General features: G+C 65.4%; 21 protein-coding genes and 1 tRNA gene. 12 read left to right on the top strand and 10 right to left on the bottom strand.

Annotated features, from left to right (window positions below):
* The first annotated feature begins 52 nt into the window (after nucleotides 1–52).
* Nucleotides 53–304, top strand: a complete 252-nt coding sequence (locus PVZ72_RS14500; protein WP_017642209.1) for a CsbD family protein — start codon at nucleotides 53–55, stop codon at nucleotides 302–304.
* An 81-nt stretch (nucleotides 305–385) separates the two neighbouring features.
* Here the strand turns inward: PVZ72_RS14500 and PVZ72_RS14505 are convergent, their stop codons facing one another.
* From PVZ72_RS14505 to tesB, 3 genes are all read right to left on the bottom strand, one after another.
* Nucleotides 386–754, bottom strand: a complete 369-nt coding sequence (locus PVZ72_RS14505) for a response regulator (protein WP_133861125.1) — start codon at nucleotides 752–754, stop codon at nucleotides 386–388.
* 25 nt (nucleotides 755–779) lie between these two features.
* A complete protein-coding gene (locus PVZ72_RS14510; RefSeq protein WP_133861126.1) occupies nucleotides 780–2,228 on the bottom strand; it encodes an ATPase domain-containing protein in 1,449 nt (482 codons plus the stop codon).
* 112 nt (nucleotides 2,229–2,340) lie between these two features.
* On the bottom strand, nucleotides 2,341–3,201 hold the full coding sequence (gene tesB, locus PVZ72_RS14515; RefSeq protein ID WP_133861127.1) for an acyl-CoA thioesterase II: 861 nt from the start codon (nucleotides 3,199–3,201) through the stop codon (nucleotides 2,341–2,343).
* Between the two features lie 171 nt (nucleotides 3,202–3,372).
* On the opposite strand from tesB, the gene PVZ72_RS14520 reads away from it, so the two are divergent.
* The 7 genes from PVZ72_RS14520 (at nucleotide 3,373) to PVZ72_RS14550 (ending at nucleotide 11,248) form a co-directional block, all read left to right on the top strand.
* The gene (locus PVZ72_RS14520) at nucleotides 3,373–4,989 is read left to right on the top strand and encodes a histidine kinase famiy protein (protein WP_273862298.1); all 1,617 of its coding nucleotides are present in this window, start codon (nucleotides 3,373–3,375) and stop codon (nucleotides 4,987–4,989) included.
* On the top strand, nucleotides 4,986–5,618 hold the full coding sequence (locus PVZ72_RS14525; RefSeq protein WP_133861129.1) for an exopolysaccharide biosynthesis protein: 633 nt from the start codon (nucleotides 4,986–4,988) through the stop codon (nucleotides 5,616–5,618). The genes PVZ72_RS14520 and PVZ72_RS14525 overlap by 4 nt, the downstream gene beginning before the upstream one ends.
* Entirely contained in the window at nucleotides 5,615–6,541 is a 927-nt protein-coding gene (locus PVZ72_RS14530; RefSeq protein ID WP_273862299.1) for a histone deacetylase family protein, read from the top strand. Before PVZ72_RS14525 ends, PVZ72_RS14530 begins: the two co-directional genes overlap by 4 nt.
* A gap of 12 nt (nucleotides 6,542–6,553) precedes the next feature.
* The gene (locus PVZ72_RS14535) at nucleotides 6,554–7,330 is read left to right on the top strand and encodes an NYN domain-containing protein (RefSeq protein WP_158891225.1); all 777 of its coding nucleotides are present in this window, start codon (nucleotides 6,554–6,556) and stop codon (nucleotides 7,328–7,330) included.
* A 154-nt stretch (nucleotides 7,331–7,484) separates the two neighbouring features.
* A complete protein-coding gene (locus PVZ72_RS14540) occupies nucleotides 7,485–8,726 on the top strand; it encodes a zinc-dependent alcohol dehydrogenase (protein WP_017642201.1) in 1,242 nt (413 codons plus the stop codon).
* A gap of 53 nt (nucleotides 8,727–8,779) precedes the next feature.
* Nucleotides 8,780–10,024 (top strand): NAD(P)/FAD-dependent oxidoreductase, encoded by a 1,245-nt coding sequence (locus tag PVZ72_RS14545; protein ID WP_273862300.1) that lies wholly within the window; start codon nucleotides 8,780–8,782, stop codon nucleotides 10,022–10,024.
* Nucleotides 10,025–10,132: 108 nt separating this feature from the next.
* A complete protein-coding gene (locus PVZ72_RS14550) occupies nucleotides 10,133–11,248 on the top strand; it encodes an FUSC family protein (RefSeq protein WP_273862301.1) in 1,116 nt (371 codons plus the stop codon).
* An 18-nt stretch (nucleotides 11,249–11,266) separates the two neighbouring features.
* Here the strand turns inward: PVZ72_RS14550 and PVZ72_RS14555 are convergent, their stop codons facing one another.
* Nucleotides 11,267–13,159 carry an alkaline phosphatase family protein gene (locus PVZ72_RS14555; RefSeq protein ID WP_273862302.1) on the bottom strand — a complete coding sequence of 631 codons (1,893 nt, stop codon included), beginning with the start codon at nucleotides 13,157–13,159 and terminating at the stop codon, nucleotides 11,267–11,269.
* Between the two features lie 138 nt (nucleotides 13,160–13,297).
* Here PVZ72_RS14555 and PVZ72_RS14560 point away from each other — a divergent pair, with 138 nt between their 5' ends.
* Nucleotides 13,298–14,614, top strand: coding sequence for a DEAD/DEAH box helicase (locus PVZ72_RS14560; RefSeq protein ID WP_273862303.1), 1,317 nt, complete (start codon nucleotides 13,298–13,300; stop codon nucleotides 14,612–14,614).
* Nucleotides 14,615–14,764: 150 nt separating this feature from the next.
* On the opposite strand, the gene cysS is transcribed toward PVZ72_RS14560, so the two are convergent.
* A complete protein-coding gene (gene cysS / locus PVZ72_RS14565; protein WP_273862304.1) occupies nucleotides 14,765–16,150 on the bottom strand; it encodes a cysteine--tRNA ligase in 1,386 nt (461 codons plus the stop codon).
* Entirely contained in the window at nucleotides 16,150–17,838 is a 1,689-nt protein-coding gene (locus tag PVZ72_RS14570) for a glutamine--tRNA ligase/YqeY domain fusion protein (protein ID WP_273862305.1), read from the bottom strand. Before PVZ72_RS14570 ends, cysS begins: the two co-directional genes overlap by 1 nt.
* 146 nt (nucleotides 17,839–17,984) lie before the next feature.
* On the opposite strand from PVZ72_RS14570, the gene PVZ72_RS14575 reads away from it, so the two are divergent.
* The 3 genes from PVZ72_RS14575 to PVZ72_RS14585 all read left to right on the top strand — a co-directional run bounded on the left by PVZ72_RS14575 (nucleotide 17,985) and on the right by PVZ72_RS14585 (nucleotide 20,201).
* Nucleotides 17,985–18,479, top strand: coding sequence for a peptidylprolyl isomerase (locus tag PVZ72_RS14575; RefSeq protein ID WP_007158996.1), 495 nt, complete (start codon nucleotides 17,985–17,987; stop codon nucleotides 18,477–18,479).
* On the top strand, nucleotides 18,476–19,204 hold the full coding sequence (gene lpxH, locus PVZ72_RS14580; protein WP_273862306.1) for a UDP-2,3-diacylglucosamine diphosphatase: 729 nt from the start codon (nucleotides 18,476–18,478) through the stop codon (nucleotides 19,202–19,204). The genes PVZ72_RS14575 and lpxH overlap by 4 nt, the downstream gene beginning before the upstream one ends.
* A 184-nt stretch (nucleotides 19,205–19,388) precedes the next feature.
* Nucleotides 19,389–20,201, top strand: coding sequence for an HDOD domain-containing protein (locus tag PVZ72_RS14585; protein WP_187979714.1), 813 nt, complete (start codon nucleotides 19,389–19,391; stop codon nucleotides 20,199–20,201).
* Between the two features lie 74 nt (nucleotides 20,202–20,275).
* On the opposite strand, the gene PVZ72_RS14590 is transcribed toward PVZ72_RS14585, so the two are convergent.
* From PVZ72_RS14590 to PVZ72_RS14605, 4 genes are all read right to left on the bottom strand, one after another.
* Nucleotides 20,276–20,365 (bottom strand) — tRNA-Ser (locus tag PVZ72_RS14590).
* A 533-nt stretch (nucleotides 20,366–20,898) separates the two neighbouring features.
* Nucleotides 20,899–21,636, bottom strand: a complete 738-nt coding sequence (locus PVZ72_RS14595) for a proteasome-type protease (RefSeq protein WP_273862307.1) — start codon at nucleotides 21,634–21,636, stop codon at nucleotides 20,899–20,901.
* Nucleotides 21,637–21,733: 97 nt separating this feature from the next.
* Entirely contained in the window at nucleotides 21,734–22,534 is an 801-nt protein-coding gene (locus PVZ72_RS14600) for a transglutaminase family protein (protein WP_273862308.1), read from the bottom strand.
* Nucleotides 22,531–23,484, bottom strand: a complete 954-nt coding sequence (locus tag PVZ72_RS14605; RefSeq protein ID WP_158891247.1) for an alpha-E domain-containing protein — start codon at nucleotides 23,482–23,484, stop codon at nucleotides 22,531–22,533. Before PVZ72_RS14605 ends, PVZ72_RS14600 begins: the two co-directional genes overlap by 4 nt.
* Nucleotides 23,485–23,487: the final 3 nt, after the last annotated feature.

Genomic DNA, 23,487 nt, shown 5'->3' on the forward strand with positions numbered 1-23,487 from the left:
GAAGCATGCCGTTTGGCATGACCTCCCCCGTTTCTCCACACGAGGTGCATTTATGAATACCGATCAGATCATAGGCAATGCCAAGGACGCTACCGGCAAGGTCCAGGACAGTTTCGGCGCAGCGACCGGCAATGCCGACTGGCAAGCCGAGGGCAAGGCCCGTCAACTGGAAGGCAAGCTGCAGGAGCAATATGGCCAGGCCATCGACTGCGCGCGCAATGTGACCGCCGACAAGCCCTTCACTGCCCTGGCCATCGCCGGCGGTGTCGGTTTCGTGCTGGGCGTACTGCTTTCGCGCTCCTGATCGGAGACGCCGGGACTGGCCACTGCGCCAGCTCCACAGCAAAAAGGCCTGTCTAGACAGGCCTTTTTGCTGTGGAGCCCATTAACGTTCCAGCGTTACCAGGTGCTTGTGTACCGCGTCCACGATTTCGCCGATGTTGAACGGCTTCTGGAACACGGCATCGAACAGCTCCGAACTCTCCTGGGCCAGGTGTGCCTGGGCCCCGCTCATGAGGATGATGGGCAGGTGTTGCAGGCCCTGGCGTTCACGTAACGCTTCCGCCAGTTCACGGCCATTCATCACCGGCATCATGAAGTCGGTGATGACCAGCGACGGTAGTTCTCGATCGAAGACATCAAGCGCTCGGCGGCCGTTGCTCGCCTTGACCACCATGTAGCCTTCGTCTTCAAGAGCGAAGGCCAGGATGTCCGCTATCAGAAATTCGTCATCGACTACCAGTATCGTCGTCATGTGGAGACTCTCCCAGCCGACGCGATCATGGTTGTATTGAGGGCATGGCTGAACCGGAAAGCACCTTCACCATGTCTTTGAACGCCTTTTTCAGTTCGATTCCCGAGTTGTCTATCACCATCTCGCGTAGCGAGGGGTCATAAAGGCTATCCCGCACCTTGAGGATGGACAGAACTCTTTTGATCTCCGCCTCGGCCTCGACGAATCGCAGCAAAATCAGATTGTCCACCATGCTGGAAAGTTCGGGAGCCGGCGCTGCTATGTCCGCGCCAAACATGTCCCGTAATTCCCAGGTAGCTAGAACTGTGACGCCCTGGGTACGCAGCTCGTTCAGTAATGCGCTGAAGTATTCGATGAGCCGCCCCTGTGGCAGGGCGAAGCGGGCAATGGCGCCCAGGCTGTCGATCACCAGCCGTCTGATGCCGTGCTGCTGGACCAGCGCGAGCAGCTTCAGACCCACTTCATCAAGGCGCAACTCGGTCGTGGGCTGCCAGTGCATGTGCAGTGCGCCCTGATCGATACGCCCGGCCAGATCGAGCCCCAGGGCGTCGGCCTTGAGTTGCAGCCGCTCCGGCGGTTCATAGAAGCTGAACATCAGACCGGGGGCCTCGGGCGTGCAGGCGGCCAGGAAATTCAGCGAAATGGACGTCTTGCCGGCACCCGAAGGCCCCATGAGCAAGGTGGTCGAGCTTTCCGGTAGCCCGTTCTCGATCATCGCATCCAGCGAAGCCACGCCGCTGGTTACCCGCTGGTGCCCAAGGCGATAGGTCGCGCCCACCGAGGGATCGCGATAGAGAGTTTCCAACCGTGGAAACACGGTGATGCCGGCATCGGAGATGGTGAATTCGTGGAAGCCCGGCAACGCGCCGCTACCGCGGGTCTTGCGCAGCGCCAGGCGGCGGATGGTGCGACTGCCGATCTCTTCCTCGTGCAGGTCCAGCACGCCATCGACCATGGTGTGTTCCGGGCTGCCATCTTCGAGACGCGCGCTGGTGAGAAAGATCACCGTGCAACCGGCAAAGGCCGCATGCCCCTGCAACTCGGCGATGAACTTCTTGGTGTCGATGGGCGTTTCCGCACGCGAGCGCGCATTGAGCAGGCCATCCACCACCAGCAGACTGGCCTTCTGCCGGCTGATCTCGCGCCGCAGCAGGCGCACGACCTCATCCAGCCCCTCGCCTTCCATGGTGTCGAAGGCACTCAGGTACTGGACCTGATCCCCGATGCAGGAGCGGTCGAAGAAATCCAGCGTGGAAAAGAACTGGAACATCCGCTCGTGGGTTTCCGACAGCATGGTCGCAAACAGCACCCGGCCACCGCCGCGCACATGGTTGAAGGCGATCTGATTGGCCATGATCGATTTGCCGGAGCCCGGACGGCCCTGGATGACATAGGACGCGCCTGCGACCAGGCCTCCCTTCAAGATCTCATCCAGCCCCTGGATACCGGTTACGACGCGCTCGAGTCGATTCAAGAACGATGCCTCAAACTAATGATGTGTCTGGGACGCCTGGACAGGCGCCCGGTGCTTCGCAGGCAAGAGCCTATAAGGGTGCTACCGAAATAGCCAGCCAGGGGGCCTGGTCTTAGCCGCGTTTGCGAATCAGTCCTTCCTGGGCTACCGAGGCCACCAGCTGGCCCGCGCGGTTGTAGATGCTGCCGCGGCACAGGCCACGCGCGCCACCGGCCCAGGGACTGTCGATGGCGTAGAGCAGCCAGTCGTCCAGACGGAAATCGCGGTGGAACCAGACCGCATGGTCGAGGCTGGCGATCTGCAGCGAGCGATCCCAGAAACTGGTGCCATGAGGCAGCAGCGAACTTGGCAGCAGGTTGAAGTCCGAGGCATAGGCCAGCAGGTAGCGGTGCAGCGCCGGCTGGTCCGGCAAATCGCCCGTGGCGCGGAACCAGACGTGGCGGACCGGCTCGGTCGGCTCCGGCTTGAAGGGATCGGTAAAGACCACCGGGCGCATCTCGATCGGCCGTGGCCCCAGCAGCTTGTCGCGCAGCGGCGCGGGGATCAGCTCGGCATAGCGCTGGGCATGGGCGATCTCCGACTGCAGGGTCTCGGGTGCGGGCACCTCCGGCATGGTCGTCTGGTGTTCGAAGCCAGGCTCCTCGACATGGAAGGAGGCGCTGCAGAAGAAGATCGGCTGCTCGCCCTGGAAGGCGGTGACCCGGCGGGTGGAAAAGCTGCCGCCATCGCGGATGCGATCCACCTGGTAGGTCACCGACTCCACCGCCGAACCAGCGCGCAGGAAATAACCATGCAGCGAGTGCACGCGGCGCTCCACCGGCACGGTCTGGCTGGCCGCCGACAGCGCCTGACCCAGCACCTGTCCACCAAAGAGCTGGGGAAAGCCGAGATCCTGGCTGCCGCCGCGATACAGATCGGGGGCCAGGGATTCGAGGGTCAGCAGATCGACCAGGTTGTCCAGCACCTTGCTCATGGGGAGGGTTCCTTGACAGAGAGCGATCATCATACGCAAAACCGGTCAAATCCTGTGCGTTCGCCGTGCTTCCAGACACATTGCTCATCGTATGACGATAACTGGTGGAGCTTGTGGCCGCATAAGCGGTCACAATGAAGGTATCGCTGTCCGCTCGCAGGCTTCCTTTCCATGACCGAAACCGCCAACGCTTCGTCTCCCCACCCTTCCGCAGCGCAGATCGCGGAGCTGGGCAAGGGCCTCGGACACGACGACATCTTCTTCGCCGCCGTGAAGAAGACCCGGATGCCGATGATCGTGACGGATCCGCATCAGCCGGATAATCCGATCATCTTCGCCAACGAGTCCTTCCTGCGTACCACCGGCTATGCCCTGGACGAGGTGATGGGGCGCAATTGCCGCTTCCTGCAAGGGCCTGACACCCGTCCGGAGCACATCGCCGAAATCCGCAATGCCGTACGCGAGCAACGCGATTGCGACATTGAGCTGCTCAACTACCGCAAGGACGGCTCGACCTTCTGGAACGCGCTATTCATTTCGCCGGTGTTCGATCACGAGGGGCACCTGCGCTACTACTTCGCCTCGCAGCTGGATGTCTCCCGTCGGCGCGATGCCGAGGACGCCCTGCGCCAGGCGCAGAAGATGGAAGCCCTGGGCCAACTCACCGGTGGCATCGCCCATGACTTCAACAACCTGCTGCAGGTGATGGTCGGCTACCTGGATATCCTGAGGATCAACCTGGACCGTCCGGAACTGGACAAGGACAAGGCCAAGCGCCATGTCGACAACACCCGCGACGCAGTGAATCGAGCGGCGACCCTGACCCAGCAGCTGCTGGCCTTTGCTCGCAAGCAACGCCTGACCGGGCGCGCGGTGGACCTGAACAAGCTCATCAATGCCCGCCAGGGGCGCCTGACCCAGGCGCTGGGTGAGCCCTTCCGCTTCATCTTCCGACCAGCACCGGCGCTGTGGAATTGCCGCCTCGATCCGATCCAGCTGGAAACGGCGCTGCTCAATATCGTCGACAACGCCCGCCTGGCCATGCAGGAGCGAGGCGCCGGCACCCTGACCCTGGAGACCCTCAACGTCGAGGTCAATGGCCAGGACCTGGCCCACGGCGGTCTGGCCCAGGGGCATTATGTCTGCATCGCCCTGACCGACACCGGCAGCGGCATGTCCACCGACGTGCTCGGGCGCGCCCTGGACCCCTTCTTCACCACCCGCGACGAAGGCCAGGGCAGCGGCCTGGGCCTGTCCATGGTCTATGGCTTTCTCAAGCAGTCGGGCGGCCTGGTCAGGCTCTATTCCGAAGTCGGCATAGGCACCTCGGTGCGTCTCTACTTCCCAGTTTCCGAAGAGGAGGCGCGTGAGCATCCGGCACCCCTGCCGACCCCGCACGAAGACGGCGGTGGCTCCGAGACCATCCTGGTGGTGGATGACCGACCGGACGTGGCGGCGCTGGCCCAGGCCATCCTGGAGGAAACCGGCTACCAGGTGCTGGTCGCCCACAATGGCCAGCAGGCGCTGGACATCCTCGCTCGCGAGCCCGCCGTCGATCTGTTGTTCAGCGATCTCATCATGCCGGGCGGCATGAATGGCGTGATGCTGGCCAAGGAGGCCCAGCGGCGGCAGCCCGAGTTGCGCATCCTGCTGACCACGGGTTACGCCAACAACGCGCTGGAACTCGAGGAAGGCAACAGCGAACGCTTTCCGATTCTCAACAAGCCCTATGGCCGCCAGGACCTGACCCGCTGGATCCGTCGCATGCTGGACAGCGGCCAGCCATGAAGGACGAGGCCCTGGAGCACGAGCCCGCCAGCTGCGATGCCGGGCAGGATGGCCCGGTAGACCTCCAGAGCTTTCTGGCCTGCCTGGAGCGGGTGGGTAACAGCCCGAACCAGGTCTCGGTGCAGCACCTGATCGATGCCATTGGCAGCCGCTCCTTCGGCCCCATGATTCTCCTGCCGGGGGTACTGGCGATCTCGCCGCTGACCGGCATTCCCGGTATCGCCACCGCCATTGCCGTCTTCGTGATGCTGGTGAGTGGCCAGCTGCTGCTTGGCCGGGATCATTTCTGGCTGCCGCGCTGGGTGCTGCAGCGCTCGGTTTCGCGCGGCAAGCTGCGCAAGTCGCTGCGGCTGCTGCAGCGGCCGGCGCGCTGGGTGGACAAGGTGGTCAAGTCGCGACTGCGGGTGCTCACCTCGCGCCCGGCGCACTTCGTCACTGCCCTGCTCTGCATCCTGATCGCCGCGACCATGCCGGTACTGGATCTGGTGCCCTTCGCCAACACCACGGCGGGACTGGCATTGACCTCCTTCGCCCTGTCGCTGATCGCCCGCGATGGCCTGCTGTTCCTTCTGGCACTGGGTTTCTGCACCGGCATCCTCTGGTTCATCCTGGAGCTCCTGGTGTTTTGAGCACGCGCCTGCCGCTGGTCTACCACGAGGACTACAGTCCGCCCTTCCCCGCGGGCCATCGCTTTCCGATGGAGAAATTCCGCCTGCTGCACGAGCACCTGAGCGCCAGCGGCATTCTCGGCACGGACAACTGGCAGCGGCCCGAGCTCTGTCCGGACAAGGTGCTGGCGCTGGCCCATGCGCCCGCCTACATCCGCGCCTTCCAGGCCGGCGAGCTGGCGCCGCCGCTGCAGCGCCAGCTGGGCCTGCCCTGGAGCGAAGTCCTGGTGCGCCGTACCCTCCGCGCCGTGGGCGGCTCCCTGCTCACCCTGGAGCTGGCGCTGCGCCATGGCCTGGCCTGTCACCTCGCCGGGGGTACCCATCATGCGCACCACGACTATCCAGCCGGCTTCTGCATCTTCAACGACCTGGCGATCCTGGCGCTGTCGCTGCTGGAAAGTGGGCGCGCCGGGCGGGTGCTGATCCTGGACTGCGACGTCCACCAGGGCGATGGCACCGCACGCATCCTCGCCGAGGTGCCGGACGCCGTCACCGTCTCGCTGCACTGCGCCACCAACTATCCGGCGCGCAAGGCGCAAAGCGACTGGGATATCCCCCTGCCCCGCGGCCTGGACGACGCCGGCTATCTTCAGGTTCTCGACGAGGCCCTGGGCTACCTGCTGCCCCTTCATCAACCCGACGTGGTGCTCTACGACGCCGGCGTCGACGTCCACCGCGATGACGCCCTGGGCTATCTGGATCTCACCGATGCCGGTCTCGCCGCCCGGGACGGTTTCGTCTTGCGGCGCTGCCTGGCGGCGGATATACCGGTCGTGGGAGTCATCGGTGGCGGCTATTCCGCCGATCGCCAGGCCCTGGCCCGCCGGCACGGCATTCTCCATCACACCGCGACCCAGGTCTGGCAGGAACTGGGCCTGACCTGAACAGGAGTTTTCATGAGCAAGACAGTCAAGACCTCTGAATCCAGCCAGGCGCGCCTGGCTGTACTGATCGATGCCGACAACGCACCAGCTGCCATCGTCGACGGTCTCATGGCCGAGATCGCCCGCTTCGGTGTGGCCAGCGTCAAGCGCATCTATGGCGACTGGACCCAGCCGCAACTCAACAGCTGGAAAAAGGTGCTGCTCGACCACTCCATCCAGCCGGTGCAGCAATTCGGTTATACGAAGGGCAAGAACGCCACCGACAGCGCCCTGATCATCGACGCCATGGATCTGCTCTACACCCGCCGCTTCGACGGTTTCTGTCTGGTTTCCAGCGACAGCGACTTCACCCGCCTGGCGGCGCGGCTGCGCGAGGAAGGGCTGACGGTCTATGGCTTCGGCGAAGAAAAGACCCCGGACCCCTTCGTCTCGGCCTGCGACAGATTCATCTACACCGAGATCCTCAGATCCAAGCCGCGCGAAGAGCCGCGGGAAGCCAGCAGTACCACCGACAAGCCGGCCACCACCAATCGCGGCAAGCCCAAGCTGAGCACCATCCTCAAGCTCATTGAACAGGCGGTGGAAGACGCCTCCGACGAAGGCGGCTGGGCCAATCTGGGCCTGGTCGGCACCAACCTGGGCAAGGTGCGTCCGGATTTCGATGCCCGCCTCTATGGGCATCGCAAGTTCAGCGGTCTGGTCAAGGCCCATGGCGATCGTTTCGAGGTCCAGGAACGCGACCCTGCCGATCGCAGCGCGGGCAAGGCCGTCTATATCCGCAACCGCTGACGCCGCTGCGCCTGCCCGGCTCTAGACTGGGCACTGGCGGCGAAAAGCCGCGATCGGTCACTATCAAGGTGCCATACCACCGGTCCGAGGCCGCGGAACCGCTCGGCTGGCGGTGGCCTCAATCCTAGGTGCTTACCGCCCTACGGAGACCGCCATGCGAGCCTTGACCTACCACGGTGCCCACGATGTCCGCGTCGATACCGTTCCTGATCCGACCATCCAGGATGCCGACGACATCGTCCTGCGGGTGACCGCCACAGCCATCTGCGGCTCGGACCTGCACCTCTATCGCGGCAAGATTCCCACAGTTGAGCACGGTGATATCTTCGGCCACGAATTCATGGGTATCGTCGAGGAAACCGGTCCGGCAGTGACCGCCGTGCAGAAAGGCGACCGGGTGGTGATTCCCTTCGTCATCGCCTGCGGCAGCTGCTTCTTCTGCAACCAGGATCTCTACGCCGCCTGCGAAACCACCAATACCGGCCGCGGCGCCATTCTCAACAAGAAGCAGATCCCACCGGGCGCGGCCCTGTTCGGCTTCAGCCATCTCTACGGTGGCGTACCGGGCGGCCAGGCCGAGTACGTGCGCGTACCCAAGGCCAACACTGGGCCCTTCAAGGTGCCCGGTACCCTGGCCGACGAGAAGGTGCTGTTCCTTTCCGACATCCTGCCCACCGCCTGGCAGGCGGTGCTCAACACCGGCATCGGTCAGGGCTCCAGCATCGCCATCTACGGCGCCGGGCCGGTCGGCCTGCTGTCCGCGGCCTGCGCGCGGATGCTGGGTGCCGAGCGCATCTTCATGGTCGATCACCACCCCTATCGCCTGGCCTATGCCCAGCAGACCTATGGCGTCATCCCGATCAACTTCGACGAAGACGATGACCCGGCCGCGACCATCATCGAGCAGACACCCGGCAAGCGCGGCGTCGACGGTGTGGTCGATGCGGTAGGCTTCGAGGCCAAGGGCAGCACCACCGAGACCATTCTTGCCAACCTCAAACTGGAAGGCAGCAGTGGCAAGGCCCTGCGTCAGTGCATCGCCGCGGTACGGCGTGGTGGCACCGTGAGTGTCCCGGGCGTCTATGCCGGCTTCATCCATGGCTTCCTGTTCGGCGACGCCTTCGACAAGGGCCTGACCTTCAAGATGGGCCAGACCCACGTACAGCGCTATCTGCCGGAACTGCTGGAACACATCGAGCGCGGCGACCTGGCGCCGGAGGCCATCATCACCCACCGGATGTCCCTGGAGCAGGCGGTCGAGGGCTACAAGATCTTCGACAAGAAGCAGGAGGACTGCCGCAAGGTGATCCTGACGCCGGGACGCACGGAGCCCCTGATTCCGGAGCGACTGGAAGAACCCCTGGCGGCGCCCCTGGGTCAGGCTGGCGTGGTCTAAGAGCCCAGCACCTCGCGTACAATGGCGGCTTTCCGTAGCTCCTGGATGCCGCCATGTCTCTCTCCCCCGCCACCCCTGCCGTCGCTGTCATCGGGGGTGGCCCCGCCGGGTTGATGGCGGCCGAGACCTTGGCCGCTGCCGGCATCCCCGTAGACCTCTTCGACGCCATGCCCTCCGTGGGCCGCAAGTTCCTGCTGGCCGGTGTGGGCGGCATGAATATCACCCATGCCGAGGAACAGGCCGCCTTTCGCCGGCGCTATCGCGAACGCGAGCGCGGCGTCGGTCTCTGGCTCGATAGCTTCGACAGTGATGCCCTACGTGCCTGGATCCATGACCTCGGCATCGAGACCTTCGTCGGCACCTCGGGGCGAGTGTTTCCCGCCGACATGAAGGCCGCGCCGCTGCTGCGCGCCTGGCTGCATCGCCTGCGCGATCAGGGCGTACGCATCCACACCCGCAGCCGCTGGCTGGGCTGGGACGCCGAGGGTCGGCTGCGCCTGGCGACCCCGGAAGGCGAGCGCCTCTTGCGGCCCCAGGCCTGTGTGCTGGCACTCGGCGGCGGCAGTTGGCCGCGCCTGGGCTCGGACGGTGCCTGGCAGGCCCCGCTGGCCGAACGTGGCATCACACTGCGACCGCTGGAACCGGCCAACTGTGGCTTCGAGGTGGCTGGCTGGAGTGACTTCCTCAAGACCCGCCATGCCGGCGCGCCAGTCAAGCCCGCCGCCCTGGCTCTGCCCGGCCAACCGCCACGCCAGGGCGAATTCGTCCTTACCGAGACCGGCATCGAAGGCAGTCTGGTCTATGCGCTGTCTGCCGAGATCCGCTCGGCCATCGAAGGCGCCGGCCAGGCCACCCTGACCCTGGATCTGGCCCCCCAGCGCGACCTCGCCGAACTCGGCCGGGCACTCGCCAAGCCACGCGGCAGCCAGTCCCTCGCCAATCACCTGCGGCGTCACGCCGGGATCGACGGCGCCCGCGCCGCCCTGCTTCGCGAGCTGGCCCCGGCGGAAACGTTCCAGGACATGGCTCGGCTGGCCCAGGCCTGCAAGGCCCTGCCCCTCACCGTGGTCAGACCGCGCCCCCTGGCAGAAGCCATCAGCAGCGCGGGCGGGGTGCACCTGGAAGCATTGGATGAGGGCCTGATGCTGCGGCAATTGCCTGGCGTCTTCTGTGCCGGCGAGATGCTCGACTGGGAAGCACCCACAGGCGGCTATCTGCTCACGGCCTGCTTTGCCAGCGGCCGGGCGGCGGGCCAGGGCGTGCTGCGCTGGCTGGCCGCTGGTGACAGGTCGGCCTGAGCAGTCCCGGCGCGATGCCGCTCTACCGCTCGCGGCCGGCCTCGGTGATGCCAGACGGCGACCGGGCGCGGTAGCATAGGCAGCGACCACGGCGATCATCATGGATCCATGCCACCTTCCCAGGCGTTGTCGGAATTCAGGCAGTTGTTGCGCGATCTGGCGGGAGATCTCCGCCAGTTCGGCCGCGACCGTCGCCGCCTGGTCGACGAACTGGAAACCCTGACCTCGGTCTTGCTGGCGATCCTGCTCGGCCATTTGGCCGGGGTTCAGCATGTCGGCTGGGCGGCTTTCAGCGGCTATATCGTGATGAGGTCAGATGTCCGCGACAGCTGCGCACGCGGCTGCCTGCGAGTGCTGGGTACCTGTATCGGCGCCGCAGGTGCCCTGCTCGTCCTGCGCCACCTGCAGCTGAACCCCTACGAGCAGGCTGGACTGCTGGGCACCGTGGGCAGCATCACCCTCTATCTGACCCTGGTGGGCCGCTATGGCTACGCCTGGTTGCTGGGCGGCCTCACCTACGCCATGGTGGTCCTGGCAAGCCTCCAGGCACCCGCTCAGCTGGAGCAATACGCCCTGTCCCGTCTGTTGGAAGTGGCGCTCGGCACCTCGGCCTGCGTACTGGTGAGCGCGCTTTCCACCTACGGCGTCCGTGCCCGCCTATGGCCCAGGGTACCGACCACGGTAGCCTCAGCGCCGCGAACCCTGGGTGTCTGGCAACCCTTGGCATTGCGCCATGCGCTGCAGGGGGGTCTGGCCCTGGCCCTGCTGGCGCTGGGCGCGACGGGGAAGATCGCGGTGGACATCAGCCAGGCCGCCATCACCATCCTGGCGGTCATGGTCGTTCCCTTCGACGGCCTGAGCAGCGCCGGCAAGGCAGTCTCCAGAAGGCTGCTGCATCGAATGCTCGGTTGCCTGCTCGGCGGCGGCCTGGCGGCCATCCTGCTGCTGGTCAGCCAGGAAAGTCTCTGGCTGACGCTGGCGGGCGTCGCGCTCGGCGTGCTGATCGGCAGACACCTCGAGAACGGCCCGCTCGGTATCGGCTATCTCGGCATGCAGTTCGCGCTGGCGTTTCTGGTGGTGATGGTGCCTGACCACCATGACCATATCGACCCGGTGGCAGGCATGGCGCGGCTGGGCGGTATCCTGTTGGGTTTTCTGGTGCTGGAGCCGGTGTACTGGATCTCGACCTGGCTGATCAGGCGCCTGTCCCCCTCGAGAACCTAGCAAGCGGCCGCGCTGACCTCAGGCCGGGCGTTCGACGAACTCGGTGGCCGGCGAGCCATCGGCATTGTGCTGGCGGATCACCGCCGGCCGCCCTTCCTCGTCCAGCAGCACTTGGCCGATACCGGCGCCGTTCCACAGCCGCTCGCCGGCCTCGCGGCGATCGGGCAGGCGTGGCTGCAGCTCCCAGCGGCGACGCTTGGTGAAGCCGTTGAGCGGCGACCAGGGCGCATAGAGCCAGCGATTGAGCCGGTCCAGGGTCGCCAGCAGGCGCGGCGGAAATTCGTTCTTGATGCCGCTGCTGGTGATCTGCCAGAGCCGCGGCTCGCCCCGTCGGTCACGGATGCGGATGTCGTAGACGAAGGAATAGTGCACGTCGCCGGAGAGCACCACGTAGTTGCCCGGGGTGCGCCGGTGGCGAAAGATGTTGAGCATGGTCTTGGCCGCACCGGGATGGGCCATCCAGTTCTCGGCATCCACCATCAGCGGCTGGCCGAACCAGGTGAAGATACGCTGCACCGCCTCGATCAGCTTGACGCCGAACATGGGCGCGGCCGAGACGATCACCGCCGAGGGATGGTCCAGCAGATCCTGCTGCAATTCGCAGAGGGCTTCCCAGTCCATCAGGCCCGACGGATGCTCCAGGCGTCTTTCGCTGCGCCAGCGGCGGGTGCGGGTGTCCAGCACGATCAGCGGCGGATCGGTCTTGAGCACATAATGCCAACCCTGGAAGCGCAGCAGGTCGTCGATGCAGCTGTTCTGCACCGGGCAATCCAGCATGCCATCGTCGCCCGCCGTGTCCAGCAGGCGGGCGGTGACCGCGAGGGGTTCGGCTACCGCTTCCGGAGCGTTGCCCCAGGCCTGGCAGAGCAGATAGGCCAGCAGCGCATTGCCGAGGATGCGCCGGGAAAAAGGGTGGCCGTAGGCGGTCTCCTCCCAGCGGGCGGACAGATTCCAGTCGTCGGTGACGTCGTGGTCGTCGAAGATCATCAGCGTCGGCACCCAGGCCAGGGCTCGTGCCGCCTGGGGCAGGGTCGCGACGAAGCCGTCGATGCAGCGCGATTCGGCGGCGTAACGCTCCTGGTCCCTGGCGTCCAGCGCCGGCGGCATGACCTCGATCAGGGTCCAGGGCGTCGGCGACCAGCAGAGCAGATAGAGCGCCAGCACCTCGCTCAGCGTCACCAGGTGATTGTGCGCATTGGTGGAGGTGAAGATCGGCTTTTCCACTCCGCCGAAGAATTTCTCGCGTAGCGCCCGGTTGGCCTTGAAGGCCGGCAGCAGGTCTTCGCGGTGATAGAGGTTGGCCGGATGGCCCATCAGCGCGTCGCTGTCCGCCACCACCGCGCCTTCGAGACCCTCGCCATGGAGGCCGAGGCGGCGGATCAGTGCCTGCACCGCCAGCAGCATCGGCCCCGCGACATCGTCGGCATAGATCTGATCGCCGGTGAGCAGCAGGGCCGCGGGCCGCTCCGCGGGGGCCGTGCAGGCCTGCAGCAGGCGATCCACCGCGATCAGGCCATCGGCCGAGGCATGATGAGGCTTGCGGCAGGAGCCATGGAGCAGGTGATCGAAACGCGCGCGCAGCACGAAGCGTGGCAGCTCGCCCTCGGCGGAGAGCAGGTGTGGCGCCCAGTCGCGGATCCCGCCGCCGGCCAGCCGGACGTCGTACTGGATGAAGGCGTCGACCGGCAACACGACGGCGGGCCGGACATCGATCAGTTGCAGATAGGCGTGCTCGCCCAGGCGCAGGCACCGCACCTCGGCCTGCGCCCCGAGCTCGACCGCGCCCTGCCATAGCCGTGGGACAGGCACCTCGGCCGTGGTGGTCACCAGCCAGAGCAGCAACCGGGAGGCCTCGGTGCGCCGCAGCAGCGGGCCGGCCAGGAACGGGGGCAAGGTAGGGGTAGCGCTCATGGGGTCTCCTGTAGCCACGGAACTGACCACTATGCCGTGCCGGGATTCCGCCTGCAGCCGCCGCTTGGCTACAAAGTTTGAGCACGCGTCACAGTCGGCCTAGAATTCGCTCCCTTTTCGTCGCCTTGCGGGCCCGTCATGACCTTTGCCGACCTCGGCCTCATAGATCCGCTGCTGCAGGCGCTCAGCGCCCTGGAGCACAGCTCCCCTACCCCCATCCAGCGCCAGGCCATCCCGGCGGTGCTGGCCGGTCGCGACCTGCTGGCCGCCGCCCAGACCGGCACCGGCAAGACCGGCGCCTTCGGCCTGCCGCTCCTGCAGCGACTGGTGCAGGAAGGCCCGGCGGTGGCGCCCAACCATATCCGTGCGCTGATCCTCACCCCCACCCGCGAGCTGGCCGAACAGGTCCATGCCAGTCTGCGCGACTACGCCCAGCACCTGCCCTTGCGCACCGCGGTGGCCTATGGCGGCGTCAGCATCAATCCGCAGATGATGAAGCTGCGCAAGGGCGTGGACGTGCTGGTGGCGACCCCCGGGCGCCTGCTCGACCTGTTCAGCCAGAACGCCGTACGCTTCGACCAGGTGCAGCTGCTGGTGCTGGACGAAGCCGATCGCATGCTCGACCTGGGCTTTTCGCGGCAGCTGGGCGAGTTGTTCGTCATGCTGCCGCGCAAGCGCCAGACCCTGCTGTTCTCGGCGACCTTCTCCGACGCCGTGCGCCAGCTGGCCGCGCCCGTGCTGCGCGATCCCCAGACGATCGACGTGAGTCCGCGCAACACCGCTGCCGTCACGGTCAAGCAGTGGGTGGTGCCGGTCGACAAGAAGCGCAAGACCGAACTCTTCCTGCACCTCCATCGCAGCGGTCGCCATGGCCAGGTGCTGGTGTTCGCCAAGACCCGCAAGGGTGTGGAGCAACTGGTGGAGGCGCTGCAGGCCGAAGGTCTCGCCGCGGAATCCATCCATGGCGACAAGCCCCAGCCCGCGCGGCTGCGCGCCCTCGCCCGCTTCAAGGCCGGCGAGGCGGACATCCTGGTGGCCACCGACGTGGCTGCCCGTGGCCTGGACATCCAGGACCTGCCGCTGGTGGTCAACCTGGACCTGCCCATCGTCGCCGAGGACTATGTCCACCGCATCGGCCGGACCGGGCGTGCCGGCAACCAGGGCCAGGCGGTGTCCCTGGTCTGCGCGGATGAAGTGGAGCAGTTGGCCGCGATCGAGACGCTGATCGGCCAGGTCCTGCAGCGCCGCGACGAACCGGACTTCATCCCCGATCACCGGGTCCCGGAAACCCGACCCAACGGCCTGGTCGTGAAGAAACCCAAGAAGCCGAAGAAGCCCAAGGTGGACGCGCCGGTGTCGGACAAGCCCCTGGGTCGCTGGGTGGAAGACGGCAAGCCGAAGGTCAAGTCGGTACGCAAGTCGCCCGGTTTCGGCAAGCCGCGCAAAAAGCCCTGAGGTTTGGAGCGATGGACAAGGCTTCGCCGTTGTCCATCCTACGACGCACTCCGTAGTCCGGAAAACCGCACAGCGTTTTCCGGGGATGGGACGGTGGACCAGGCCAGATCAGCTGGAAGACGCAGAACCGTCATCCAGCTGATCGCAGACCTATTCCGCCAGGCGCCAGGTGGTGCCGCCCTTGCCGTCTTCCAGCACCACGCCCAGGGCGGTGAGCTGGTCGCGGATGCGGTCGGATTCCGCCCAGTTCTTTTCCGCGCGCGCGTTCAGGCGCGCCTGGATCAGCGCCTCGACCTCGGCCGCATCCACCCGCCCCGCCGCGTCGGCGCGCAGGAAGGCCTCCGGCTCCAGCTGCAGCACGCCCAGCACCTCACCCAGTTCGCGCAACCGCCCGGCCAGGCCACCCGCCGTGGCAGGATCGCTCTCGCGCAGGCGGTTGATCTCGCGGGCCAACTCGAACAGCACACCGCAGGCGCCGGCGGTGTTGAAGTCGTCGTCCATGCACTTGGCGAAGCGCTCGGCATAGCTTTCGCCGCCCTGCGCCGGCGCCTGGGGCAGGCCCTTGAGCGAGTGGTAGAAGCGCTCCAGAGCACCCTTGGCCTCGCGCAGGTTGTCTTCCGAGTAGTTGATCGGACTGCGGTAGTGACTGGCGATCAGCAGGTAGCGCACTACCTCGGGGTGGTACTTTTCCAGCACCTCGCGCAGGGTGAAGAAGTTGCCCAGGGACTTGGACATCTTCTCGCCATTGATGGTGATCATCCCGCAATGCAGCCAGGCGTTGGCGTAGGTCTTTCCGGTGGCCGCCTCGCTCTGGGCGATCTCGTTCTCGTGGTGCGGGAATTCCAGGTCGTTGCCGCCGCCGTGGATGTCGAAGGTCTCGCCCAGGCAGCAGGTGGACATCACCGAGCACTCGATATGCCAGCCCGGCCGCCCGGCGCCCCAGGGCGACGGCCAGCTCGGCTCGCCCGGCTTGGCGGCCTTCCACAGCACGAAGTCCAGCGGATCTTCCTTGGCTTCGCCCGGCTCGATGCGGGCACCGATGCGCAGGTCCTCGATGCGCCGCCGCGACAGCTTGCCGTAGCCGGCGAAGCGATTGACCCGGTAGTAGACGTCGCCATTGCCCGCGGCATAGGCGTAGCCCTTGTCGATCAGGGTCTGGATCATGGCGTGCATGCCGTCGATATGCTCGGTGGCGCGCGGCTCCTGATCGGGCTTGCGGATATTCAGCCGCGCCTCATCCTCGTGCATCGCCTCGATCATCCGCACCACCAGGTCGGTGAAGGGCTCACCGTTGGCGTTGGCGCGGTTGATGATCTTGTCGTCGATGTCGGTGATGTTGCGCACGTAGGTCAGGTCGTAGCCGCTATGACGCAACCAGCGGGTAATGACGTCGAAGGCCACCATGCTGCGACCATGGCCCAGGTGGCAATAGTCGTAGACAGTCATGCCGCAGACATACATCCGCACCTGCCCCGGCACCAGCGGCGTAAAGGCTTCCTTGGTCTTGGTCAGGGTGTTGTAGAGGTGCAGCGCCATCATTGCCCCCAGGAATCGCGCAGGGTCACGGTGCGGTTGAACACCGGCTTGCCGGGCGCCGAATCCTTGGGATCGACGCAGAAGTAGCCCTCGCGCTCGAACTGGAAGCGGTCTTCCGGCCGGGCCTGAGCCAGCGACGGCTCGGCGCGACAGCCCTGGAGCACCACCAGGGAGTCGGGGTTGATGTTGTCGAGGAAGCTGCCGCCCTCTTCGCTCTTCTCCGGCTGCGCCGAACGGAACAGGCGATCGTAGAGGCGCACCTCGCACTCCACGCTGCCCTCGGCCGGCACCCAGTGGATCACGCCCTTGACCTTGCGGCCCTCGGGATTCTTGCCGAGGGTGTCCGGGTCGTAGCTGCAGCGCAGTTCGACGACGGTGCCGTCGGCGTTCTTGATGGCTTCGTCGGCACGGATCACGTAGCTGCCGCGCAGGCGTACCTCACCACCCGGCTCCAGGCGCTTGTAGCCCTTGGGCGGATTCTCTTCGTAGTCACCCTGGTCGATGTACAGCTCGTGGGTAAAGGGCAGCTGGCGCACACCCAGATCCTGCTTGGGATGGCGCGCCAGTTCCAGATTCTCGACCTGGCCCTCGGGGTAGTTGGTGATCACCACCTTGAGCGGCTTGAGCACGCACATGGCGCGCGGGGCGTTCTGGTCCAGGTCCTCGCGGATGGCGAATTCCAGCATGGCCACGTCGACCACGCCGTTGGAGCGGGTCACACCGATCATCTCGCAGAAGTTGCGGATGGCGGCCGGGGTGTAGCCGCGACGGCGATAGCCCGACAGGGTCGACATGCGCGGGTCGTCCCAGCCGTGTACGTGGCCTTCGTCCACCAGCTGCTTGAGCTTGCGCTTGCTGGTGACGGTGTAGTTCAGGTTGAGGCGGGCGAATTCGTACTGGCGTGGCTGGGCCGGCACCGGCAGCTTGGCCAGGAACCATTCGTACAGCGGGCGATGGTCCTCGAACTCCAGGGTGCAGATGGAGTGGGTCACGCCTTCCAGGGCATCGGACTGGCCATGGGTGAAGTCATAGCTCGGATAGATGCACCAGGCATCGCCGGTCTGGTGGTGATGGGCGTGGCGGATGCGATAGAGGATGGGATCGCGCAGGTTCATGTTGGGCGAGGCCATGTCGATCTTGGCGCGCAGCACCTTTTCACCGTCCTTGAATTCGCCGGCCTTCATGCGGGCGAAGAGGTCCAGGTTCTCGGCCACCGAACGGTCGCGGAAGGGGCTGTTGCGACCCGGCTCGGTGAGGCTGCCACGGTATTCGCGGGCCTGCTCGGGGGTGAGGTCGCAGACATAGGCCAGACCCTGCTCGATCAGGTTGACGGCCCAGGCGTAGAGCTGGTCGAAGTAGGCGGAGGCGTAGCGGACCTCGCCGGCCCAGTCGAAGCCCAGCCAGTGCACGTCGCTCTTGATGGCGTCGATGTATTCCTGGTCTTCCTTGGCCGGGTTGGTGTCGTCGAAGCGCAGATGGCAGTCGCCGCCGAATTCCTTGGCCAGGCCGAAGTTCACGCAGATCGACTTGGCATGACCGATGTGCAGGTAGCCATTGGGCTCGGGCGGGAAACGGGTGACGATCTTGGCCTGCTTGCCGGCGTCCAGGTCAGCCTGGACGATCTGCCGCAGGAAATGCGCGGGGGCGGCTTTGGCGGCGGTGGACGAGTCGGAAGTCGGCTTGCTCATGGGATCCTTAACTGGGCAGACGCACGGCCAGGGTAGGCCGGGCAAAGGTAAACCCGTATCATAGCCCAACCCGTCAAGTCCCGGCGAAACCCTTGAGGCCCTCGCCGGGTCTGGATGCTGTCCCCCTTAGCTACGGATTCGCTGCCATGATCAAGCTGCACACCAACCACGGCGTCATCACCCTGGAACTCTTCGAGGACAAGGCGCCCGAAACCGCGGCCAACTTCAAGGAATACGTCAAGAGCGGTCACTACGACGGCACCATCTTCCACCGTGTGATCAGCAACTTCATGGTCCAGGGCGGTGGTTTCGAGCCGGGCATGAAGCAGAAGCCCACCCGCGCCCCGATCAAGAACGAGGCCAACAACGGCGTCTCCAACGCGATCGGCACCGTCGCCATGGCCCGCACCATGGACCCGCACTCCGCCTCGGCGCAGTTCTTCATCAACGTGTCCGACAACACCTTCCTCAACCATACCGCGCCCACCAGCCAGGGCTGGGGCTATGCGGTGTTCGGCAAGGTCGTCGAGGGCATGGACGTGGTCAACGCCATCAAGGGCGTCGCCACCACCAGCAAGGCCGGTCACCAGGACGTGCCGAGCGAAGACGTGATCATCGAGAAGGCCGAGATCGTCGAGTGATTTTACTGGTCTCCGACCTGCATCTCGAACCGCAACGCCCGGACCTGGTCCGGGCGTTTTTGCATCTCCTCGAAACCCGTGCCCGCGGTGCCGAGGCCCTGTACATCCTTGGCGACCTGTTCGAAGCCTGGATCGGCGACGACGCCATGGGTCCCTTCGAGCAGGAAATCGCCACCGCCCTGCGCCAACTGGCCGACAGCGGCACGGCCGTCTACCTGATGCATGGCAATCGCGACTTCCTCATTGGCAAGGCCTTCTGCCGCCAGGCTGGCTGCCGCCTGCTGCCGGATCGCCATATCGCCGACTTCCACGGCCGCCGGGTGCTGCTGATGCATGGCGACACCCTCTGCACCCGTGACGAGGGCTACCAGAAGCTGCGCCGCATCCTGCGCAACCCCCTCACCCTCTTCGTCCTGCGCAACCTGCCACTGGCCAGCCGCCAGAAGCTGGCACGCAAGCTGCGCAGCGAGAGTCGCCAGCAGACCCGGGCCAAGGCCATGGACATCACCGATGTCACCGAGGCCGAGGTCGAGCGGGAAATGCGCGCCGCCCGGGTGACGACGTTGATCCACGGCCATACCCACAGGCCCGCCCGCCATGAACTGCTGCTCGATGGCCAGCCGGCCGAACGTATCGTGCTGGGCGATTGGGACCGTCGCGGCTGGGTGCTGGAAGCCAGCGAAGCGGGCCTGACCCAGGTCGATTTCGCCCTCGACGAACGGTAAGGGCGTAGCCAGGCAGGCCTGGCTCGCTGGCGGCAGGTCCCTGACCAGCAAAGCAATTTTTCCCGGCTAGCCGGTATTGGCCGCCCGGGCTGCGACCGATCGTCACATGACAGCTACAGAAATCCGCGCAGGCGACCGATGACGAGGGTGTAAGGAGATGTAACCCTTTTCCGCGGAGACGCCCATGCAACTCGACACCCTCTTTGCCCAGCTGCACAACCTGCCCAACGTTCCCGAGGTGGCGCAGGTTCTGATCCGGCAGTTCGACGACCCCAACACCAGCATCGAAACCCTGTCGCGCACCGTGGCGCGCGATCCGGTCATCGCCGCCAAGGTACTGCGCCTGGCCAATTCGGCGCGCTTCCGCGGCGCCCGTGAATCCACCAGCATCGAAGACGCCGCCCTGCGTCTGGGCTTCAACACCCTGCGCACCCTGGTGCTGGCCTCGGCCTTCGCCAGCGGCTTCAAATCCGCGCCCGGCTTCGATCTGCAGGCCTTCTGGTACAACAGCTTCCTGGTCGCCAGCCTGTGCAAGCCGCTGGCCAAGCAGGCCGGCCTGGATCAGGAAACCGCCTTTACCTGCGGCATGCTGCATGACATTGGCGAGTTGCTGATCCAGAGCGGCGCGCCGGAGCTGGCGCCGAGCCTGGCCGGTCGCGCCACTGCCAGCAGCCATCGCGCCGCGGACGAAACCCTGCAATTGGGATTTGGCTATCCGGAGGTAGGCGCCGAGCTGGCGCGCCGCTGGCAGCTGCCCCAGGTGCTGCGCGACGCCATCGGCTACCAGGCGCGCCCGTTGCAGGCACCGGAAAGCAATGGCTATGCGCTGATCGTGGCCCAGGCGGTCGCCGTGGCCGAGGTGCTCCACGAGAACGCCGGCGACAGCAAGGTGCAGGACCTGAGCGGCCCGCTGTTCGCCAGCATCGACCTGGCGCAGCTGAGCGCAGTCCTGCCCAACGCGCGGGATACCGCCGCGACCTTCGCCCAGGCCGCCTGATTTCTGGATGGCCTGGCCAAATCGCAGGCAAGAAAAAACCCCTGGAGCTGGGCTCTCAGGGGTTCTCTCAGATCTGGCGGTGAGGGAGGGATTCGAACCCTCGATAAGATTTCTCCTATACACACTTTCCAGGCGTGCTCCTTCAACCGCTCGGACACCTCACCAGATTTGCTCGGCGGCTGCATCTGCATCACCGAGGCGCGCAACTATAGGCAAAGGCGATTTCGATGGCAAGCTTTTTCTTCAATCTATTCATGCATTTGCATTCATGACCTGGAAGGGGCTCCGCCCTGCCCCGTTCATGGGATGACCGGTTGGTCGCCGCCCCCTGGCCCTGGGTCACTGATACCTCCGACCAACGGTAGCGTCGCAAGCATTTTTCTAATCGGCTGAAAGCAAAGGAAAAATCGCCTGGTACGACATTTCTGATAACCGCCTGGCCGGTTACCGCCACAAAACTGAAATTTATGTTCTATAGCTATTGGATAGTGCTCAAGCCTGCGGGTATCAGTAATTGCATGCCGCTGTTGCGCAAGCGCTTCCCGCTGAAGACGTAAAGGCTCTAAACAGCTAACAATAAAGGCCCCGAGTCATGTTCAAGAATCCCGTCCCCAAGTGGCGTCAGGCGAGTTTCGTGCTCATCGTCACCACCGTAGTGCTGGTCATCCCCAACCTCTCGCGGTTCGTTGGCTGATCCCTAGCGCCAATAGTCCGCAGGGGCTGCCGGCAAGGCTGCCAGCAGATCCCGCAATCCCTCCCCCCAGCCCTTGCGCAAGGCCTGGAAGTAGGGATCGTGTTCGTCGATCCGATGACTGCTCACCTGCGCCAGTCGATCACGCGGATAGACCACCAGATCCAGCGGTAGCCCAACCGACAGATTGCTGCGAATGGTGGCATCGTAGGACAGCAGCGCGCAGCGCAGGGCTTCCTCCAGCGGCGTCGCGAAGGTCAGCGCCCGATCCAGGATGGGCTTGCCGTATTTGCTCTCGCCGATCTGGAAGTAAGGCGTGTCCTCGGTGGCACTGATGAAGTTGCCGTGGGGATAGAGATTGAACAGCTCCGGCGCCGCGCCGCGGATCTGCCCACCCAGCAGAAAGGAACAGCTCAGGTCCAGGCCGTGCCCCTGGGGCGCATCCTCGGCGTCGCGTTGCAGGACCTCGCGCAGGGTCTGGCCCAGCAGTCGGGCGGCGTCGTACAGGGTGGGCACCCCGTGCAGGTTGTCCCGCTCGCTGTCCAGCCGTTGTCGGAGGAGACTGACGACCGCCTGGGAGGTGGCCAGATTGCCCGCTGACTGGATGGCGATCAGGCGCTCGCCGGGGATCCGGAACAGATGCAGCTTGCGGAAGGTAGCGATGTTGTCGACCCCGGCATTGGTGCGGGAGTCGGCGACGAATACCAGGCCATCTTGCAGTTTCATGGCGACGCAATAGGTCATGCGAACCTCGGGTGATGGAACGGTCGACGCAACAGGCCCGACCCCAAAAGAAAAGACGGCCCGTGGCCGCCTTCTCGTCTGCTGTGGGCAGCGCTGATTATTGCTGTTGCTGCACCTGCTGCAAGGGCTCGACCAGTACCTTGGCCTCCATGTGCTCCACCCCGCCACCGCGGCGCATGCCGCGCACCGGACAGGCATCCAGGTAGTCCAGGCCGATGGCCAGGCGCAGGTGCCGCTCCGGTCGGATCAGGCGATTGGTGACGTCATAGCTGTACCAGGCGCCGTCGTGCCAGGCTTCCGCCCAGGCGTGACTGGAAAGGTGCGCGCTGTCATCGGTGCACAGATAGCCAGACACATAGCGTGCCGGGATGCCCAGGCTGCGGGCGCAGGCCAGGAAGGCATGGGCATGGTCCTGGCAGACCCCGGACCCCTTGGCGAAGGCCTGGGCGGCATTGCCGTCCACCTCGGTGGAGCCGGGCACATAGGTCATGCGCTCGTGCAAGTGCTCCATCAGCTGGATCAGGGTGGCGCGATCCCGGCGACCGTCGCAGACCTCGCGGGCGAAGGCGGTAAGCGCCTCGTCGGCCTCGGTCAGCCGGGTCTGGCGCAGAAAGGGAAAGGCCGAGGCCTGGCAGGGTTCCGCCTCGAAGGTCTCGTCGATCTCCACCTGGCCGCTGGCGGTGATGGTGATGGCGTCGTGCGGGGTGTCCAGGGTCAGCACATGGAGAATGTTGCCGAAGGGATCGCGCTGCGCGAGCGCCGGGCGTGGCAGTGCCAGCTCCCAGCTGAGAATCTTCTGTCGCGCGTCGTCCTGTGGCGTGAGACGCAGGTACTGGATGCTGGCGCGGACCAGGTCGGCGTAGCGATACAGGGTTTCGTGATGGATCGCGAGTCTCATACGATCTCCAGGTAAGCGGTGTTGATGCCACTGCCGAGTTGGCGGACGTGGACAATGAAATCGCCGATCCAGGCATGCAGGCCTTCTTCGAGCACCTCGTCGATGCTGGTGTAGCGCAGGCGTGCCTCCAGGCCTGCCGCCAGGCGCTTGGCCTCGCGACCGTTCTCGCCGGGCAGACTGACCAGCACCCGGTGCAGCTCGATCACGCAGGCCAGCAGCGAGCGCGGCAGGTCTTCCTGCAACAGCAGCAGCTCGGCGCCGTTGCGCACGTTGAGGGCATCGCGATAGAGCTCGGTATAGGCCTCGAAGGCGCTCAGGGCGCGTAGCAGGGCGCTCCACTGATAGAAGCCGCGGGCGGAGGCATCGCTGATGGCTTCCGCTTCCTCTTCGCCGAGCACCTGGTAGCGAGCGTCGAGCATGCGCAGGGTGTTATCGGCGCGTTCGACGAAGGTACCCAGGCGGATGAAGCGATAGGCGTCGTTTCTCATGATGGTGCCGACGGTGGCGCCACGGAACAGGTGGGAACGCTCCTTCACCCACTCGCAGAAACGGCTGATGCCGAAGCGGATCAGGCCGGTGACGGCGATCTCGCGCATCTCCAGCCAGGTGGAGTTGACGTTCTCCCACATGTCGGCGGTGATGCGCCCACGCACCGCGTGGGCATTGCTGCGCGCAGCCTGCAGACAGCAATAGATGCTGCCAGGGTTGCGCTCGTCCAGGGCGAAGAAGTGCAGCAGGCGCTCGGGGTGCAGGGCCCCGTGCTTTTCCCGGTAGTCATCCAGGGTGCCGGTGATGAGCAGTGGCATGGCCAGTTCATCCAGGCCTCCGCCCTGCCCGCTCTGCGGCATCATCGACAGCGAATAGCTGACGTCCAGCATCCGCGCGAGATTCTCGGCGCGCTCCAGGTTGCGGGACATCCAGTACAGATCGGCAGCGGTACGACTCAACATGGT

Origin of the sequence: Pseudomonas sp. LA5 (assembly GCF_028640825.1) — a bacterium.
In the GTDB taxonomy this organism is placed as follows: domain Bacteria; phylum Pseudomonadota; class Gammaproteobacteria; order Pseudomonadales; family Pseudomonadaceae; genus Chryseomonas; species Chryseomonas aestiva.